Origin of the sequence: Micromonospora sp. A202 (genome assembly GCF_006715105.1) — a bacterium.
GTDB classification, from domain to species: Bacteria; Actinomycetota; Actinomycetes; order Mycobacteriales; family Micromonosporaceae; genus Micromonospora; species Micromonospora zamorensis.
Map to the genome: position 1 here is coordinate 2,181,684 of NZ_VFMP01000001.1, position 16,580 is coordinate 2,198,263.

The 16,580-nt window shown below is 71.8% G+C and carries 13 protein-coding genes; 11 read left to right on the forward strand and 2 right to left on the reverse strand.

Annotated elements, in window-relative coordinates:
* Window positions 1-37 precede the first annotated feature (37 nt).
* Window positions 38-778 carry a GNAT family N-acetyltransferase gene (locus FBZ33_RS10030; protein WP_141908827.1) on the reverse strand — a complete coding sequence of 247 codons (741 nt, stop codon included), beginning with the start codon at window positions 776-778 and terminating at the stop codon, window positions 38-40.
* Window positions 779-918: 140 nt separating this feature from the next.
* Here FBZ33_RS10030 and FBZ33_RS10035 point away from each other — a divergent pair, with 140 nt between their 5' ends.
* From FBZ33_RS10035 to mltG, 8 genes are all read left to right on the forward strand, one after another.
* Complete coding sequence (locus FBZ33_RS10035) at window positions 919-1,140, forward strand: hypothetical protein (protein WP_088947432.1); 222 nt, start codon at window positions 919-921, stop codon at window positions 1,138-1,140.
* Between the two features lie 74 nt (window positions 1,141-1,214).
* Window positions 1,215-2,753: a replication-associated recombination protein A gene (locus tag FBZ33_RS10040; RefSeq protein ID WP_141908828.1), complete on the forward strand. Its 1,539-nt coding sequence runs from the start codon at window positions 1,215-1,217 to the stop codon at window positions 2,751-2,753.
* Window positions 2,754-5,077: 2,324 nt separating this feature from the next.
* Entirely contained in the window at window positions 5,078-5,773 is a 696-nt protein-coding gene (locus FBZ33_RS10045; protein WP_141912553.1) for a hypothetical protein, read from the forward strand.
* A 149-nt stretch (window positions 5,774-5,922) separates the two neighbouring features.
* Window positions 5,923-6,387 carry a DUF948 domain-containing protein gene (locus FBZ33_RS10050; protein WP_088947435.1) on the forward strand — a complete coding sequence of 155 codons (465 nt, stop codon included), beginning with the start codon at window positions 5,923-5,925 and terminating at the stop codon, window positions 6,385-6,387.
* A gap of 29 nt (window positions 6,388-6,416) precedes the next feature.
* Window positions 6,417-6,722: a hypothetical protein gene (locus tag FBZ33_RS10055; RefSeq protein ID WP_088947436.1), complete on the forward strand. Its 306-nt coding sequence runs from the start codon at window positions 6,417-6,419 to the stop codon at window positions 6,720-6,722.
* Window positions 6,719-9,397, forward strand: coding sequence for an alanine--tRNA ligase (alaS, locus tag FBZ33_RS10060; RefSeq protein ID WP_141908829.1), 2,679 nt, complete (start codon window positions 6,719-6,721; stop codon window positions 9,395-9,397). Before FBZ33_RS10055 ends, alaS begins: the two co-directional genes overlap by 4 nt.
* 72 nt (window positions 9,398-9,469) lie before the next feature.
* Window positions 9,470-9,928, forward strand: coding sequence for a Holliday junction resolvase RuvX (ruvX, locus tag FBZ33_RS10065; protein WP_088947438.1), 459 nt, complete (start codon window positions 9,470-9,472; stop codon window positions 9,926-9,928).
* Window positions 9,928-11,124, forward strand: a complete 1,197-nt coding sequence (mltG, locus tag FBZ33_RS10070) for an endolytic transglycosylase MltG (protein WP_141908830.1) — start codon at window positions 9,928-9,930, stop codon at window positions 11,122-11,124. The genes ruvX and mltG overlap by 1 nt, the downstream gene beginning before the upstream one ends.
* Window positions 11,125-11,221: 97 nt before the next feature.
* Here the strand turns inward: mltG and FBZ33_RS10075 are convergent, their stop codons facing one another.
* Window positions 11,222-11,434 carry a hypothetical protein gene (locus FBZ33_RS10075; protein WP_141908831.1) on the reverse strand — a complete coding sequence of 71 codons (213 nt, stop codon included), beginning with the start codon at window positions 11,432-11,434 and terminating at the stop codon, window positions 11,222-11,224.
* Window positions 11,435-11,647: 213 nt separating this feature from the next.
* Here FBZ33_RS10075 and FBZ33_RS10080 point away from each other — a divergent pair, with 213 nt between their 5' ends.
* The 3 genes from FBZ33_RS10080 to FBZ33_RS10090 all read left to right on the forward strand — a co-directional run bounded on the left by FBZ33_RS10080 (window position 11,648) and on the right by FBZ33_RS10090 (window position 16,472).
* Window positions 11,648-12,511: a shikimate dehydrogenase gene (locus tag FBZ33_RS10080; protein WP_141908832.1), complete on the forward strand. Its 864-nt coding sequence runs from the start codon at window positions 11,648-11,650 to the stop codon at window positions 12,509-12,511.
* 97 nt (window positions 12,512-12,608) lie between these two features.
* On the forward strand, window positions 12,609-14,315 hold the full coding sequence (locus FBZ33_RS10085) for a glycoside hydrolase (protein ID WP_141908833.1): 1,707 nt from the start codon (window positions 12,609-12,611) through the stop codon (window positions 14,313-14,315).
* A 219-nt stretch (window positions 14,316-14,534) separates the two neighbouring features.
* Complete coding sequence (locus tag FBZ33_RS10090) at window positions 14,535-16,472, forward strand: hypothetical protein (RefSeq protein ID WP_255509117.1); 1,938 nt, start codon at window positions 14,535-14,537, stop codon at window positions 16,470-16,472.
* Window positions 16,473-16,580: the final 108 nt, after the last annotated feature.

The following is a 16,580-nucleotide window of genomic DNA, read 5'->3' on the forward strand; positions in this document are numbered from 1 at the left end:
GAGGTGCCCCCTGTCACGGCAAGGGGCACCTCGCGTCTCACCCGAGGCGGACCGAGCTGAGCGGGAGGGTGTTGGTGAAGCCCAGTCGACGGTAGAGACGTGCGGCCCCGACGTTGTCCGTGTAGACGCCCAGCGCAACGGTGTCGTGGCGGGCCAGCAACGCCCGGGTCATGCCGGCGGTCAGGGCGGCACCCAGGCCCCGACCCCGTTGGTCCGGGGCAACGGTCAGGCCGGCGAGGAAGCCCACGTCGCTCTGACTGCGGTCCGCGCCGCAGGCCACCAGACGGTCGCCGGCCCGGACGCCGTACCAGGCCACCACCCGTGGGTCGCCGGGGCGGGAGGTGCTGCTCGGGAACGCCTCGTCGATCAGCGCCTCCAGCGCGGGACGGTCCGCCTCGGCGAGTCGCACCACCCGGTGCTCGTCGGCCTGTGCCGGCGGTGCCGTGTCGGTCCAGTGGAAGTCCCAGTCGCGGTGCTCGGTCACCGTCAGCCGGTCGGCCAGCAGACCGCGATCGTGGCGGGGCAGGTGTAGCCGCTGCCCCGGTTGCAGCAGCCCGTCGGCCGCCAGCGCGGCACAGGTCTCGATCGCCGCACCGGCCGGGCCGATCCCGCAGCTGGCCGGCCCGTGCTCGGGCGACACCTTCCACACCACGGCGCCGTTGCGCCGGTAACCGCGAGCCGGTGTGCCCGGTCCGAGCGCGTGCCGGGCGAACGGGTGGTGGCCGACGGCGGCCAGGATGGCACGGGTGTCCTGGAGCACCGGGTCGTCGATGATCATGCTCACCAGCCTAGGAGCCGGCGGTGCGACGCCCGCGCCGGGCAGCGGCGACGCAACCAGATCCACGGTGGAGATTGACGAGTGGACCGATTGGGTACATCACGCGCCGACCTACTGGGAACCCCCACCGGAGGACCGACATGCTCGCCATTCTCGCGGCCATCGTCTTTGGCTTTGCCCTGCTGCTCGATCTGCTCAACACCGACTTCGGCGCACCTGACCTGTTCAACTGGAACACCCTCGTGCTCATCGGGCTGCTCCTGCTCTCGCTCTACCTGGCCGGCGTGGGCAGCGGCCCGCGCAGCGGTGGCGGCGGTGGCGGCGGCCGCTGGTACCGGGGCCGTCGCCCCGGTCGCGGCTGACCGGAACCGATCACCGGTGGCGGGCCCACGGCGCGATTCCGGCGTCGTGGGCCCGGCCCGGTACTGTCTTCGTGATGGAGTCCGACGCCCTCTTCTCCCTCGGTGAACCCGCCGGGTCGCGCAGCGCGCCCGACGGCCCCGCCGGTGTCGACGGCTTCACCGCGGTGGCCGACGACTCGCCCCTGCCCGTCCGGATGCGCCCGGTGACCCTCGATGAGCTGATCGGTCAGGACCACCTGCTCGCCCCCGGCGCCCCACTACGGCAGCTGGTCTCCGGCGGCGCCCCGCTGTCGGTGATCCTCTGGGGCCCGCCGGGCAGCGGCAAGACCACCATCGCCCACCTGGTGGCCGGGGCGACCGACCGCCGATTCGTCGCCATGTCGGCGCTCTCCGCCGGCGTCAAGGACGTGCGGGCGGTGATCGAGGCGGCCCGCCGCCAGCGCCGCTCGGGCGGCCCGCAGACCGTGCTCTTCATCGACGAGGTGCACCGGTTCAGCAAGACCCAGCAGGATTCGCTGCTCGCCGCCGTCGAGGACCGTACTGTCACGTTGCTGGCTGCGACCACCGAAAACCCGTACTTCTCAGTCATCTCGCCGCTGCTGTCGCGGTGCGTGCTGCTCACCCTGCAACCGTTGGACGACGCGGCGGTGCGGGGCCTGCTGCGCCGCGCTGTCACCGACAAGCGCGGGCTGGACGGCGCCCTGACCCTGACCTCGGAGGCCGAGGACCACCTGGTCCGGCTGGCCGCCGGTGACGTCCGCAAGGCACTCACCGCACTGGAAGCGGCGGCGGCCTCCGCCACGGCGCTCGGTGCCGGGCGGATCGACCTCGCCACCGCCGAGCAGGCCGTCGACGTGGCGGCGGTGCGCTACGACCGCGACGGCGACGCCCACTACGACGTGGTCAGCGCCTTCATCAAGAGCATGCGCGGTTCGGACGTGGACGCCGCGGTGCACTGGCTGGCCCGCATGCTGGTCGCCGGCGAGGACGCCCGGTTCATCGCCCGCCGCCTGGTCATCTTCGCCAGCGAGGACGTGGGCATGGCCGACCCTGGTGCCCTGAGCGTGGCCACCGCCGCCGCGCACGCCGTCGAGTACGTCGGGCTGCCCGAAGCGCAGCTCAACCTGGCCCAGGCGGTGATCCACCTGGCGACGGCACCCAAGTCGAACTCCGCCACCACCGCCATCGGTGCCGCGATCGCCGACGTGCGGGCCGGTCGCGGCGGTCCGGTGCCGCGAGGGCTGCGTGACGCGCACTACGCCGGAGCCCGGGGGTTGGGCCACGGCACCGGCTACCGCTACCCGCACGACGACCAACGCGGTGTGGTCACCCAGCAGTACGTCCCGGACGACCTGGTGGGCACCGACTACTACCAGCCCAGCCCGCACGGCGCCGAACGGTCGGTGGCCACCCGGCTGCCGCTGCTGCGCCGGATCGTGCGGGGTCTGCCGGCCCCGCCCGCCCGTCCGGACACTCCGACGGCCGAGCCACCTGTAACGGCACAGGCCGCGTCGGCGCTACCTGGCGAGACCGGTCGCCCGGCGACCGGCACGGGCGCACCCGGCACGATGCAGGACAGCGGCACTGACGCCGCAGGAGAGGGTCAACAGTGAGATCGCGTGGTGGGGACCGCCCGGACGAGGGCCCGGACGAGGGGCGCGATCCCCGCGCCAAGACGCGTCGCTGGGGTCGGGGGCGGGCCGCCGAGCCCGAGCCCGAGGAGCCGGTCGCCGGCGAGGAGTTCGGCTGGATCGACGACCTGCGCTCTGCCAAGCAGCAACGCACCGAGTTGGGCCCGGACGGCGCCCCGGCGGAGCCGGGCCGTCCCGCTGTGGGTGCGCCGGCCGCACCGGCGGGGCCGCGTACGAGTGCGCCGGCAGCGCCGGCCGGTGGACGCGGCGGTGCTCCGGTGCCGCCGGAGGCCCCGGCTCCACCCGCGCCGCGCCAGACCGACCTGAGTGCCGGCCCGCGTCGACCGGTCGACGGTCCCTGGCCGGGGGAGGCGCCGCCCGCCGGCCGCCGCCCGGATGAGCGGCCACCCGCGGCCAGCCCCGGTGCACCCGCCCCGGGCCAGCCGGCGCGCCGAGGAGTGCAGCCGGCACCCGCTGCGCGTGCCGCCGTACCACCAGCGCCACCCACCGCCCGACCAGTTGGCGGCGACCCGGCCGGCCCACCGGGGCCTCGCCCCGACGCGCCCGGCGGCCCGGTCCGCTCCCGCCCCGCGGCGGTTCCGCCCGGCCCACCCGTGGGCCCTCCGACCTCCGGCGCCCCGACCGGTCGCCGTCCGGATGCCGCCGGTCCGACCGGTCGCCGTCCGGACACCGCCACGCCCGGGGGTAACCCGGACGCCATGCCACCGTTGCGCCGACCGGACGCCGGAGCGCCCGGCCGCCGACCGGGCCCCGAGCCCGTCGAGCCCGGCCGCGCGGTGCCGCCTGCCGACGGCACGCCCGCCGGCCGCCGGTCCGCCGGTCCAGCACCCGATCCAGCGCGGGGCACCGGGCCGTCCCCCGCCGCAGCGCGGTACGACGGCACGCCGGCCGGCGCCGTCCCGCCGATCGCGGATGGCCTGCGACCCGACCCCGCCATCGACCGTGACCCGCGTACCGCCCGGCGCCGGCCAGGCCCGGTCGACCCCGGCGCGCCGGAGCCCACCGGCCCCCGTGCCGCCGAGCGCTCCCGCCCGGCAGCCGGCGGCCACCGCCGCGCCGCCGGACCCGACGAGCCGATGGTGCCCCGCTCGGGCAACGCGCCGCCGGTGCCCGCAGCGTCCGGCGGTCACAGCGGCGCGACGCCCACCATCGCCCCCACCGACGGCACAGGTCGCCGCCGGGCCACCTCCGACGAGCCGGAGCGGCGTACGCCGGCCGGCGGCGAACCTCGACCGGACCGCCCGGAGCGGCCCGCCGACTGGCTGCGCCAGGCCGGTCGCCTGCCGCACACCGACCCGGGCCTGCCGGTGGTCAACCGCCGAGGTGGGCCCCCGCCGGCCGAGGGCCGGCGTCCCGTACCGCCCGCCAGCGCCGGTGACATCGTCGACCCGACGGCCGGTCGGCTCGGCGTACCCGATCCGGCCGCGGAGCGCTCCGCTGGCCGCCGGCCCGCCGGGCCGCCGACCGACCCGGGCTCGGAGGGACCCACCGGTCGTCGTGCCGTACGCCCCGACGCGTCGGGTTCCACCGGAGAACAGGCGACCCCCTATCCGCCGGCGACCGGCGACCGTCCCGGCCGGGGCCGGGGCGCCGCAGCGCCTGCTCCGGATCCCACAATGCGGCGTGGTCGTGGGGCTGCTGGTGCTGGCCCGGACGGGATGCCCGCTCCGGATCCGGCCGGTCGGCGACGTCCGCCCGTCGAGGGTGGCCCGGGTCGACAGGGCCCGGCGAGCGACCGTGGCGACGACCCTTATGCCGCTGGGCGACCCGCGCCCGGTGCCGGCCCCGCCGCACCGGCTCGGGGTGCCGCCCGTTCCACTCCGCCCGGTCGGGCCCGGCCCGTTGCGGGTGAGGCACCGGGTGCCGGCCCCCGCGACGCCGTCCGTTCGGAGGGCCCGGCTCGTGCCGCAGTGCCTCCGGGTGGAGACGGGCCGCCACGTCCGCGTCCGGATGGTCCGGCCCGCGCCGCCGTCCGCCCACCCGGTGGCATGCAACCGCCCGCCGCCGACGAACGGGCGAGCGGCGCGCCGGGCGGCGGACCGGGTTCTCCCGCGCCGGCCCGTGGTGGTGCGCAGGTCGGTCGACCTGTGCCACCTGACCGTGCCGCCGGCCGTGCCCTGCCTCCGAATCGGGAGCCCGGCCGAGCCGAGCCGAGCGGTGTCGCGCCGGTGCCGCCACCCGGCCGCCCCGGCGATCCCGTCGGTGTGGCCCGCGCCGCCGCCGTGGTGCCGTCCCCGTCCGGCCCGGTGGACCGCCCGGCACCGGATCCGTCCGGCGGGCCGGCCCTGCGCCCGGCAGATCAGGACTCGCCGGACGACGGCGCCGCAGCGGGTGCCCGGGCCGAGGCGCACCGCGAGTCGCGTGAACGACGCCGGCTGCGTGCGGCGGTGCTGGCGCTGGTCAGCATCGTGCTGCTCGGTGCGGTGCCGCTCTTCTTCGGCATCCGGACGTTGAGCCGTGACCCGGTCTTCGACAACCTGGACAAGCTCGACGTGCCTGGCTGGGCTGCCGCGAAGACCGTCGACGACGTCAGCGGCAGCCGGTGGTGTCTGCTCGACTGCCGGCTGCGTGAGCGCACCGTCACCTCGGAGAAGACGCCGGACGAGACGGCGAAGGCCTACGAGAACGCGTTGCGTCAGGACGGTTGGCAGCCGTGGAAGGTGAGCCGCTGCCCGGAGCAGGAGACCAAGGGCAGCTACACCTGTTGGCGGCGCGACGAGTTGACGCTCGACCTGTGGGTCCGCGAGCCGACCTGTGTGCCGCCGCCGGTCGACGGCGAGCCGGCCGTCGTGCCGTCGACCGATCCGTCGGCCGCTGCGACAGGGTGCACCGGCTCGTTGGTGTCGGTGAAGGTACGCAACGCGATCGACGACGAGCGGACCAGGCCGCAGCCGACCACCGACCCGTCACTGACCGGAGAGGATCCGTTCCCGACGGTCAGCGGTGATCCGCTGGGGGAGCTGACACCCTCACCGTCCTGAGCCGGCCTCCATCACGGACGGTAGGGTCTGGGGCTGGCGGGCATGCCCGCTACCGGTGAGCGTCGACGACTCGACGACCGGTACGGGTGCCATCGTTGTGCGTTCCGAGGACGTCGGGTCCTGCGGAACTCTGCTTGAGGAGGACAGGCGTGGGCGACATTGGAGCCATCGCGGCGCTGATCGCGGCGTGCGCGTTCGCGGTGCTGGTGCTCATTCTGACGCTGCCCATCCTGCGGCTGCGGCACACGGTTGACGCCACCACCCGCATGATCAACGACCTCAACGACCGGACAGCGCCGCTGCTCGGTGACGTGAACACCACGGTGAAGAACGTCAACACGGCGCTGGAGCAGGTGCAGACCTCGCTCGACGGCGTCAACCTGCAGCTGGCGAAGGTCGACACGATGACCAGCCACGCGCAGAACGTCACCGCCAACGTCGCCAACCTGGCCACCGTCGTCTCCGCGGCGGCTGCCAACCCGCTGGTCAAGGTGGCCGCGTTCGGCTACAGCGTGCGCAAGGCCGCCGCCGGCCGTCGGCACGCCGAGACCGAGCGTGAGGTCCGCGACACCATCAAGCAGCAGCGGCGGGCCGCGCGGCGCGGCAACCGCTGACCGGCCGGCGCACCAGGAGGTAACGAGACATGAGGCGTCTGTTCTGGCTCGGTATCGGAGTGGCCGTCGGTGTGATCGTGGTCCGCAAGGCGACCCGGACCGCCCAGGCGTACACACCGGCCGGCATCGCCAGCACGTTGACGGAATCCGCTGGCGGCCTGGTCGAGTCGCTGCGTAGCTTCGTGGAGGACGTGCGGGTCGGCATGGCCGAGCGCGAGCAGGAGATCCACCAGGCGTTCGCCCAGGGCGAGGCGTTCGACGATCAGTTCGCCGAGCTGCGGGAAGACCCGCGGATCGGCGATCGGGAAATCTTTCCGGAGGAACACCAGCGATGAAGACGGCGGAGATCAAGCGACGGTACCTCGCGCACTTCGAGGCGAATGGCCACACCGTGGTGCCGTCCGCTCCGCTGCCCGCTATCAGCGACCCGAACCTGTTGTTCGTCAACGCCGGCATGGTGCAGTTCGTGCCGTACTTCCTGGGGCAGCAGACCCCCCCGTACCAGCGGGCGGTCAGTGTGCAGAAGTGCCTGCGCACCCCGGACATCGACGAGGTCGGCAAGACCAGCCGGCACGGCACGTTCTTCCAGATGAACGGCAACTTCTCCTTCGGTGACTACTTCAAGGCCGGCGCGATCCCGCTGGCCTGGGAGCTGTCCACGAAGCCGATCGCCGAGGGTGGCTACGGCTTGGACCCCGAGCGGATCTGGCCGACGATCTACCTCGACGACGACGAGGCGTACGAGATCTGGCGGTCGGTGGGTGTGCCGGCCGACCGGATCGTCCGCCGGGGCAAGGCGGACAACTTCTGGTCGATGGGCATTCCCGGGCCGTGCGGCCCGTCGTCGGAGCTGTTCTACGACCGGGGCCCGGAGTACGGCCGGGAGGGCGGCCCGGCGGTCGACGAGGACCGGTACATGGAGTACTGGAATCTCGTGTTCATGCAGTTCGAGCGGGGTCCGGGCACCACCAAGGAGGACTACCCGATCCTGGGTGACCTGCCGGCGAAGAACATCGACACCGGCATGGGCCTGGAGCGGATGGCCTCGATCCTGCAGGGCGTCGACAACCTGTACGAGATCGACGAGGTTCGGCCGATCCTGGCGCGGGCGGCGGAGCTGACCGGTAAGCGGTACGGCGCGCACTCCGGGCACGTGGCCAGCGAGTCGCACCCGGACGACGTCCGGCTGCGGGTGATCGCCGACCACGTGCGCACGGCGCTGATGCTGATCGGCGACGGCGTGACCCCGTCCAACGAGGGGCGCGGCTACGTGCTGCGCCGGATCATGCGCCGGGCGATCCGGTCGATCCGGCTGCTCGGCTGGCAGGATCGCGCGCTGCCCGAGCTGCTGCCGGTGGCCCGGGACTGCATGGCCCCGTCGTACCCGGAGCTGGCGACCGACTTCGACCGGATCGCGGACTACGCGTACGCGGAGGAGGAGGCGTTCCTGTCCACCCTGCGTGCCGGCACGACGATCCTGGACACCGCGATCGCCGAGACCCGCACGGCGGGAGGCACCTCGCTGTCCGGGGCGAAGGCGTTCCAGCTGCACGACACGTACGGCTTCCCGATCGACCTGACCCTGGAGATCGCCGCCGAGCAGGGCCTCCAGGTGGACGACGAGGGGTTCCGGCGGCTGATGGCCGACCAGCGGACCCGGGCGAAGGCGGACGCGCAGGCCCGCAAGACCGGTCACACCGACCTGTCGGCGTACCGGTCGGTGCTCGACTCGGGTGGCCCGGTGACGTTCACCGGCTACAGCGAGGTGGCCCGCGAGTCGACGGTCCGTGCGCTGCTCGGTGCCGACGGCCCGCGCCAGGCGGCGACCGAGGGCGACACCATCGAGCTGGTTCTCGACACGACGCCGTTCTACGCCGAGGGCGGTGGTCAGCAGCCCGACCAGGGCATGATCACCGTCGGCGGTGGGCAGGTCGAGGTGCTCGACGTGCAGCAGCCGGTGCCCGGCCTGATCGTGCACCGCGCCCGGGTGATCCGGGGTGAGGTGCGCGCCGGTGAGGCCGGCTACGCCGAGATCGACACGACCCGGCGGCGGGCGATCTCCCGGTCGCACACCGCCACGCACCTGGTGCACCAGACCATGCGCAACTTCCTCGGTGAGTCGGCGACCCAGGCTGGGTCGCTGAACGCGCCCGGTCGGCTCCGGTTCGACTTCAACACCCCGACCGGGGTGTCGCCGACCGTCCTGCGGGACGTGGAGCAGCAGGTCAACGAGGTGCTCCTGGCCGACCTGGAGGTGCACGCCTTCATCACCTCGCTGGACGAGGCGCGGCGGATCGGGGCGATGGCGCTCTTCGGCGAGAAGTACGGCGAGGAGGTGCGGGTCGTCGAGGTGGGTGACTACGCCCGGGAGCTGTGCGGCGGCACGCACGTGGCGCGCTCGGCCCAGCTCGGCCTCGTGAAGATCCTCTCCGAGTCGTCCATCGGTTCCGGCGTCCGCCGGGTCGAGGCGCTGGTCGGCATGGACGCCTTCGGCTTCCTGGCCCGTGAGCACCTGCTGGTCTCCCGGTTGGCGGAGCTGTACAGGGTGCCCAACGACCAGGTCGCCGACCGGGTGGAGCAGACCGTCACCCAGCTCCGGGACGCGGAGAAGGAGCTGGAGAAGCTGCGTGCCCAGCTGGTGCTGGGTGGTGCGGCGGCGCTCGCCGCGCAGGCCAAGGACGTGCGCGGGGTCGCGTACGTGGGCACCGAGGCGCCGGAGGGCGCGGCCGGTAACGACGTGCGGACCCTGGCCCAGGAGATTCGCGGCAAGATCGACCCGGCGCGGCCGGCGGTGGTCGCGGTGGCGGCCCGGTCGAACGGCAAGGCATCCCTGGTGGTGGCGGTCAACGCGGCCGCGCGCAGCCGTGGCCTGGCCGCGTCGGAGCTGGTGAAGGCGGCGTTCTCCGGGCGCGGCGGTGGCAGCCCTGACCTGGCTCAGGGTGGCGGACTGCCGGCGACCGAGGCTCCGAACCTGCTGCTCACCGTCGAGAAGGCGATCACCGAGGCGTGATGGGCGATCACTCTCAGCCAGGGCGGGCCATCTGGTCCGCCCTGGTTCGTACCCACCGGGCGGTGACAGTCGGTGGTTGAGTTCAAGCGCGGTGTGCGGATCGGTGTGGATGTCGGTCAGGTGCGGGTGGGGGTCTCCCGCTCGGATCCGGACGGGATTCTGGCAACGCCGCTGGTCACGCTGGCCCGTGATCTGACGGCGGCGCCGGACGCGGTGCCGAGCGACCTCGCCGAGTTGGCCGCGCTGGTGGCCGAACATGAGGCCGTTGTGGTTGTCGTCGGCCTTCCGGTCAATCTCGCGGGTAAGCACGGCCCTGCGGCCGTCCATGTGAAGGCGTACGCTGACCGACTGGTCGATGTGATAGCGCCCGTCCCGGTAACGCTCACTGACGAGAGGATGTCGACCGTGGTCGCTTCTCGTAGGCTTGCCGAGCGTGGCGTCCGAGGTAAACGTCAACGTGCGGTTGTCGACCAGGCGGCCGCGGTGGAGATCCTGCAGAGCTGGCTGGATGCGCAGCGGAGGCGGACGTAATGATCGACGATCTGGACCTTGGGTTCGACGAGCCGGAGCGGGGGGAGAAGGGCCGGCATCGGCGCGGCTTCCGCAAGCGCAACGGTAAGTCCGGTGGCGGCGGCCGGGGTAAGACGTTCCTGGCTCTGCTGATGGCCCTGGTCCTGCTGGGCGCCATCGGTGGTGGCGCGTTCTACGGCTTCGACCGCATCCAGAACTACTTCGTCACCCCCGACTACGACGGCGCCGGGTCCGGTGAGATCACCGTCGAGATCAAGAACGGGGCGCTGATCGCCGACATGGCGGACGCCCTCGTCGCGGCCGACGTGGTGAAGAGCCAGAAGGCGTTCATCGAGGCGGCCGAGGCCAACTCCCGCAGCAAGAACATCCAGCCGGGCACGTACAAGCTGCGCAAGCAGATGAGCGGCGAGAGTGCCGTCACCGCGATGCTCGACCTGAAGAACAAGATCGTCAACGGGCTCACCATCCCCGAGGGCCGCACCGCCAAGAACATCTACAAGCTGCTCTCCGACAAGACCAAGATCCCGGTCAAGGAGTTCGAGGCCGCCTCGAAGGACCCGGAGGCGCTCGGCGTTCCGGACTGGTGGTTCACCCGCGAGGACGGCAAGAAGGTCGTCAAGTCCGTCGAGGGCTTCCTCTACCCGGACACGTACGAGATCCCGCCGAAGGCCACCGCGGAGAGCATCCTCAAGCTGATGGTGGACAACTTCCTCACCGTGACCCAGGAGATGAAGTTCGCCGACCGGGTGCAGAAGGAACGCAAGGTCAGCCCCTACGAGGCGCTGATCGTCTCGTCCCTGGCCCAGGCCGAGGCGGGTAACAAGGACGACCTCGGCAAGGTCGCCCGGGTGGCCTACAACCGGGTGTACGGCGAGTTCCCCTGCAACTGCCTGGAGATGGACGTCACTGTCAACTACTACCTGGAGTTGATCGGTAAGCCGACCAAGTCCTCCAAGCAGATGACAGAGGCCGAGCTCAACGACTCGAAGAACCCCTACAACCGCAAGTTGCGGGGGATGATCCCCACGCCGATCAACAACCCGGGTAAGCAGGCCTTGGAAGGGGCGATGGCTCCGCCGCCGGGCAAGTGGTTCTTCTTCGTGGCGATCGACAAGGAGGGCCACTCCGAGTTCGCCGAGACGCCCGAGCAGCACGAACGCAACAAGGACAAGGCCCGGGAGGCCGGCATCATCTGACCGGCCGCGCAGCAGACCAGAAAGGCTCCCTTGCCGACGGTGACCGAAATTGCGGTCTCGTCGGGAAGAGAGCTTTTTTGAGTCAACGCTGACGCATCTATCGCGGCATTGTCAGTGACTCGTTCCGGTCCACGAACCGGTGCGCGTTCAGGAACGTCCACACGCCGTTGCTGTTCTGCTTTCGCAGCGCGAATGTGCCGCCGTAACCGGTGTCCCGGTTGACGACGCCGTACGCCTCGCGCCAGGTAAGAGCTGGTGGTTGTCCGACCAGCTGCCCTCTGCGGCGTCCGCACGGGGGTGCGGCGATCATCAGCGAAAGACTGAGGACCGCGGTAGTCGCGACAAGGGCACGAAGAATGCCTTTGAAGGTTCCCCCCATTTTTCGGTCGGCCGTAACGCCGTAAGAATGCATCGCCGTCAAGCGATTGTCGGGCCGTCGAGCATTGTCCGCGGTCCCGTTCTCTGGTGGCGTGGCCTGCGTGCTGGGTAGGGTCGATCCGAACATCGCGGAGGGCGGAAATTGATGCGGAACACGGCAGGGGTCCCGGGCGATACGACCCGTAGGGCTGCGGTGCTGGGCAAACCGATCGCACACTCCCTCTCCCCGGTGATCCACACCGCCGGGTACGCCGCCGCCGGGCTGACCGGGTGGTCGTACACCCGGATCGAGTGCGCGGCGGCGGAGCTGCCGGATCTGGTCGCCGGCCTGGGCCCGGAGTGGGCCGGGTTGTCGGTGACCATGCCGGGCAAGGAGGCGGCGCTCGCGGTGGCCGCGCAGGCCTCGCCGGTCGCCGCCGCCGTCGGCGCGGCCAACACGTTGGTACGCCGTCCGGACGGCTCCTGGTATGCCGACAACACCGACGTCGCCGGCATGGTGCAGGTGCTCACCGCCGCCGGGGTGAGCGCGGATGCCGCCGTGACGGTGCTCGGCGCCGGTGGCACGGCCCGCGCCGCGCTGGCCGCCGCCGCCCAGCTGGGCTGCCCGTCGGTGACGGTGGTCGCCCGCCGACCGGAGGCGATCGACGACCTGCGTCCGGTGGCCGATGCCCTGGGCGTCGCGCTGACCCCCGCCGGCTGGGCCGACGCGCCCGGGTGCCTCTCCTCCGCTGACCTGGTCGTCTCCACAGTGCCGAAGGGGGTCGCCGACCCGTTGGCCGGCGAGGTGGCGTGGCGGCCGGAGAGGGTGCTCTTCGACGCGATCTACGACCCGTGGCCGACGCCGCTGGCCGCCGCCGCCGCTGCGGCCGGCCTTCGTCTGGTGTCCGGTCTGGACCTTCTGTTGGCGCAGGCGGTCGGTCAGTTCGAGCAGTTCACCGGCGTGGTCGCCCCCGTCGGGGCGATGCGGAAAGCGCTGGGGGAGGCGACGTCAGCCGACTTTCTTAGCTGACGATTAAGACGCGCTTACGGGAAACTGTCGTCCCGGCGACAAGTCCTGGTCATCGATACGCTGCTCACCGTTACGGACGCAGACACAGGGAGTTTCCTTGACCAGGCACGGACTGCACCGCATCACCCGGTTCCGCTCCGGACCCCGGCGCAAGGCCATCGCCATCAGCGTGGTCGGCGGATCGGTGGTGGCAGGCATCGTGGCGACCATGATGCCGCTGCTGGCCAGCGACGACCTGTCGATCCGGGCGGTGGCGGACACCACCGCGACGGCGGTGACGCAGGACGGGGACAACGCCGCCAAGACGACGCTGGCCACCTGCCCGACGCGCTGCGACGGCAACCCGCGTGGTGGCCGGGAGGCGGTCATCGAGTTCGCGGTGACCACAGTGCCGGCCGCTGCGGTCAACGTCCGGGCGACGCTGCGGGTGCACGCCTGGCAGCAGTTCGCCGCCACGGTGACGGCGCACGCCTCGCCGCTGAGCGCCCGCGAGGCCCGGCCGGGTCTGGCAGCGACCGGCGACGCGCTGGACAGCGTGACCGGTGTGGCCAAGGGCTTCAACGAGTGGGACGTCTCGAAGCTGGTCACCGGCAACGGCACCTGGACGGTCTCGCTGGCCCAGACGGGCCCGGAGAGCCGGATCTACTGGGCGTCGGTCGAGAACCGCAGTCCGGATCTGCGCCCGAGCCTGCTGATCAGCTATGACCTCGGGTCCCGGCCGTCGCCGGTGACGACCACCCGGCCCGCGCCGCCGCCGGCACCGAGCGCCTCGCCGACCACCGCCTCGCCGAAGCCCTCGCCGACCGTCGCCCCGAGCCGGACGGCGACCCCGAGCGCGAGCGGCACCCTTCCCTCCGGCCAGTGCGGGTCCGTGTCGGCCAAGCTCGTTCCCTCCTGCGGCGCGTGGTGGGGCATGTACTCGCCCGCCGGATCCGCCGGCGGCTGGGACCACGGCAAGGCCGTCACCGACGTGGAGGCGCAGGTCGGCCGCAAGTTCGACATCGTGCACCGCTACCACGACTTCTCCAACGCCGGCAGCAACGGCGCCTTCCCGGACGCGTACGAGCAGCAGCAGATGCGCGAGGGTCGGCTGATGTTCTTCGCCTGGGAGTCCCGCAACTTCTCGGCTGGCACCACGCTGAAGTGGTCCGACGTCTACAACGGCAAGCAGGACGAGACCATCGACGCGGTCGCCGGCCGTATCCGCGCCGCCAAGGTGCCGGTCTTCATGGGCTTCGACCACGAGCCCGAGGACGAGCCGAACAAGGGCAGCGACGCCGACTTCGTCCGCGCCTGGCGCTACGTCCACGAGCGGTTCGCCCGGGCCGGCGCGACCAACGCGGTCTGGGTCTGGACGATGATGGGCTGGTCCGGCCACTACTCCCGGTACGCCGGCCTGTACCCCGGTGACCAGTACGTCGACTGGGTGGCCTACGACCCGTACAACTTCCACGTCTGCAACGGCAGCACCGTGTGGAAGAGCCCGAGCACGACGGTGAGCGGTTTCTACCGCTGGTTGGACGACAACGGCATCGGCGCCGGCAAGCCCCGGATGCTCGCCGAGTTCGGCACCAACTTCGACGCCGCCGACCCGGGCGCCAAGCAGCGCTGGTTCCAGGAGTTCCCGGCGGCGCTGAAGGCGCACCCCAAGATCAAGGCCGCCATCTACTTCAACTCGGCCGGCATGACCAGCCGGACGTCGACCTGCGACATGACGATGAACCACAATGCCGCGGCAGTGGCCGGCTTCGCGAAGGCCGGTCAGGACCCGTACCTGCGGCAGCCGACCGGGGGGAGCCGCTGACGACCATGACGCGCTGACGGGACGCCGTTCGCCGGGGTCGGGCATCCGACCTCCGGCGTTCTGTCGGCTTGCAGATTCATGCACCGCCCAATCGGCGGATTTTGTTTACCAGGCTGGACGAGGCACGCTACCTCGGGTTCTCATCCATCTTGGAGGCGAAGCGTGCCCAAACTCTCGCACTTGTGGCGTTCTGCAGGACGACGTCGTGCTCGGGCGGGGGTGGTCGCGTTGGCGATCGTCGCCGCAGTTCTGGGCGTGCCCACGCCCACGTCGGCTGCGGTGGTTCCGGTCCCGGAGACGGCAACCCTGGTGTCGGCGAACCCCGCCGACGTGACTCCGCACGCGCGAGACGGTGAGACCCGTGCCTTCGCGCAGGTGGGCAACACCGTCTTCGTCGGCGGCAGCTTCACCCAGCTCCGGCAGACCGCGGGCTCCGCGTGGGTCACCCAGCGCTACCTCTTCGCGTACGACCGGACCACCGGCACCATGTCCACCACGTTCCTTCCGGTGCTCGACGGGGCGGTCAACACGCTCGTCGCCGGCCCGGGCGGCACGCTGATCGTCGGCGGCACCTTCAAGAACGTCAACGGCGTCTCGCGCAAGAACCTGGTCGCGCTCAACCCGTCGACCGGCGCGATCATCGACAGCTGGGTCGGGCGCTCCGACGGCGGCACCGTCCGTGACCTGGTGTTGCACGGCAACTGGTTGTACGTGGCCGGCGCGTTCAACTGGCTCAACGGCACCGCGCACGCCGGTCTCGGCCGGCTCAACGCGACCACCGGCGCGATCGACCCGAGCTTCGTCATCGACGCCACCGTCGGGCGGCACAGCACCACGTCGTACGTCTGGACCATCGACGTCACCCCGGACGGCAACACGCTGGCCGTCGGCGGCAACTTCACGCTCGTCAACGGCCTGGCGCGCAACCAGATGGCGCTGGTGGACGTCTCCGCGACGCCCACGCTGATCGACTGGAGCACCGACAAGTTCATCGCGCCGTGCGCGGCGCCGGCGACCTTCGTGCACTACGTGCAGGACGTGAAGTTCGGCGCCGACAGCAGCTGGTTCGTGGTCGGCACCAACGGCGGCAGCGGCTGGCCGGCCGCGTACTGCGACGCCCTGGTCCGCTTCGAGACCGCCGCGCGGGGCAGTGGCCAGCTCGCCACCTGGGCCGACTACACCGGCAACGACACCATCACCTCGGTCGAGGTCGCGGACAACGTGATCTACCTGGGTGGGCACTTCCGCTGGCTCAACAACCCGAACGCCAGCGACAACGCGGGCGCGGGCGCTGTCGACCGGCTCGGCATCGCCGCCGTCACCCCGGCGACCGGTATGCCGGTGAACTGGAACCCGCGCCGCAGCGGCAGCGCCTCGATGCCCTCGGGCACCAGCACGTGGGGTTCGTCGGTGCCGGTGCTCTGGCGAGGCTCGGACGGCCTGTACTTCGGGCACAACTCCGATGGCATGGGCGAGGAATACCACGGCCGCCTCGGCATGTTCCCGCTCGCCGGAGGTCGTACCTTCACCCCGAAGAACCCGCCCGCCGCCACCACCGGCAACCTCTACCTGAACACCGCTCCGGGCACCGTGGCGAAGGTGCCGTTCGACGGTGTCGCCCTGGGCACCCCGGCCACGGTCAGCCAGCCCGCGTACACGGCGGCTGGCGCGACCTGGCGGGTGGACGACCGGATCTACTGGTCGCACACGGTGGCCGGCACGCCGACCGGCAGCCGGATCGACGTGTCGCTGTTCAACGGCGGGGCGATCGGCTCTCCGTGGGAGGCGTCCGGCTACAACGACTGGTACAACCCGGCGTTGCTGACCGGCGCCTTCTTCCTCGACGGTCGGCTCTACTACACCCGTACCGGTGCCAACGGTCTCTATTACCGCTACTTCGAGATCGACGGCAACTACCTCGGTGCCACCGAGTTCACCCTGCCGACCACTGGCGTGACCTGGTCGACGGTGCGTGGCATGGCCTGGGTGGGTGGCCGGATCGTCTACGGTGCCACTGACGGCGCTCTGCGCAGCGTGCCGTTCGACCCGACGGCCGGGCCGAGCGCGGCGGTCGATGGTGCCACGGCGACTGTGATCAGCACGGCGACGCCCGAGTTGTCCTGGTCCACCCCATCGACATTCTTCTCCGTACAGTAACGGTCAACCGTTCGTAACGGAGCATCGGTAGATTGTTCACGTTGGGCCGGTGGCGGTGGTTCATCCGCCGCCGGCCCCGCGATGTGGGGGAGGGTCGTTGCTCGGCGC

Excerpts from the sequence above, each read along its gene's own strand:
- FBZ33_RS10030 (WP_141908827.1), bottom strand. The coding sequence starts at position 778 with ATGATCATCGACGACCCGGTGCTCCAGGACACCCGTGCCATCCTGGCC.
- FBZ33_RS10035 (WP_088947432.1), top strand. The coding sequence starts at position 919 with ATGCTCGCCATTCTCGCGGCCATCGTCTTTGGCTTTGCCCTGCTGCTC.
- FBZ33_RS10040 (WP_141908828.1), top strand. The coding sequence starts at position 1,215 with ATGGAGTCCGACGCCCTCTTCTCCCTCGGTGAACCCGCCGGGTCGCGC.
- FBZ33_RS10055 (WP_088947436.1), top strand. The coding sequence starts at position 6,417 with ATGAGGCGTCTGTTCTGGCTCGGTATCGGAGTGGCCGTCGGTGTGATC.
- alaS (WP_141908829.1), top strand. The coding sequence starts at position 6,719 with ATGAAGACGGCGGAGATCAAGCGACGGTACCTCGCGCACTTCGAGGCG.
- mltG (WP_141908830.1), top strand. The coding sequence starts at position 9,928 with ATGATCGACGATCTGGACCTTGGGTTCGACGAGCCGGAGCGGGGGGAG.
- FBZ33_RS10075 (WP_141908831.1), bottom strand. The coding sequence starts at position 11,434 with ATGATCGCCGCACCCCCGTGCGGACGCCGCAGAGGGCAGCTGGTCGGA.
- FBZ33_RS10080 (WP_141908832.1), top strand. The coding sequence starts at position 11,648 with ATGCGGAACACGGCAGGGGTCCCGGGCGATACGACCCGTAGGGCTGCG.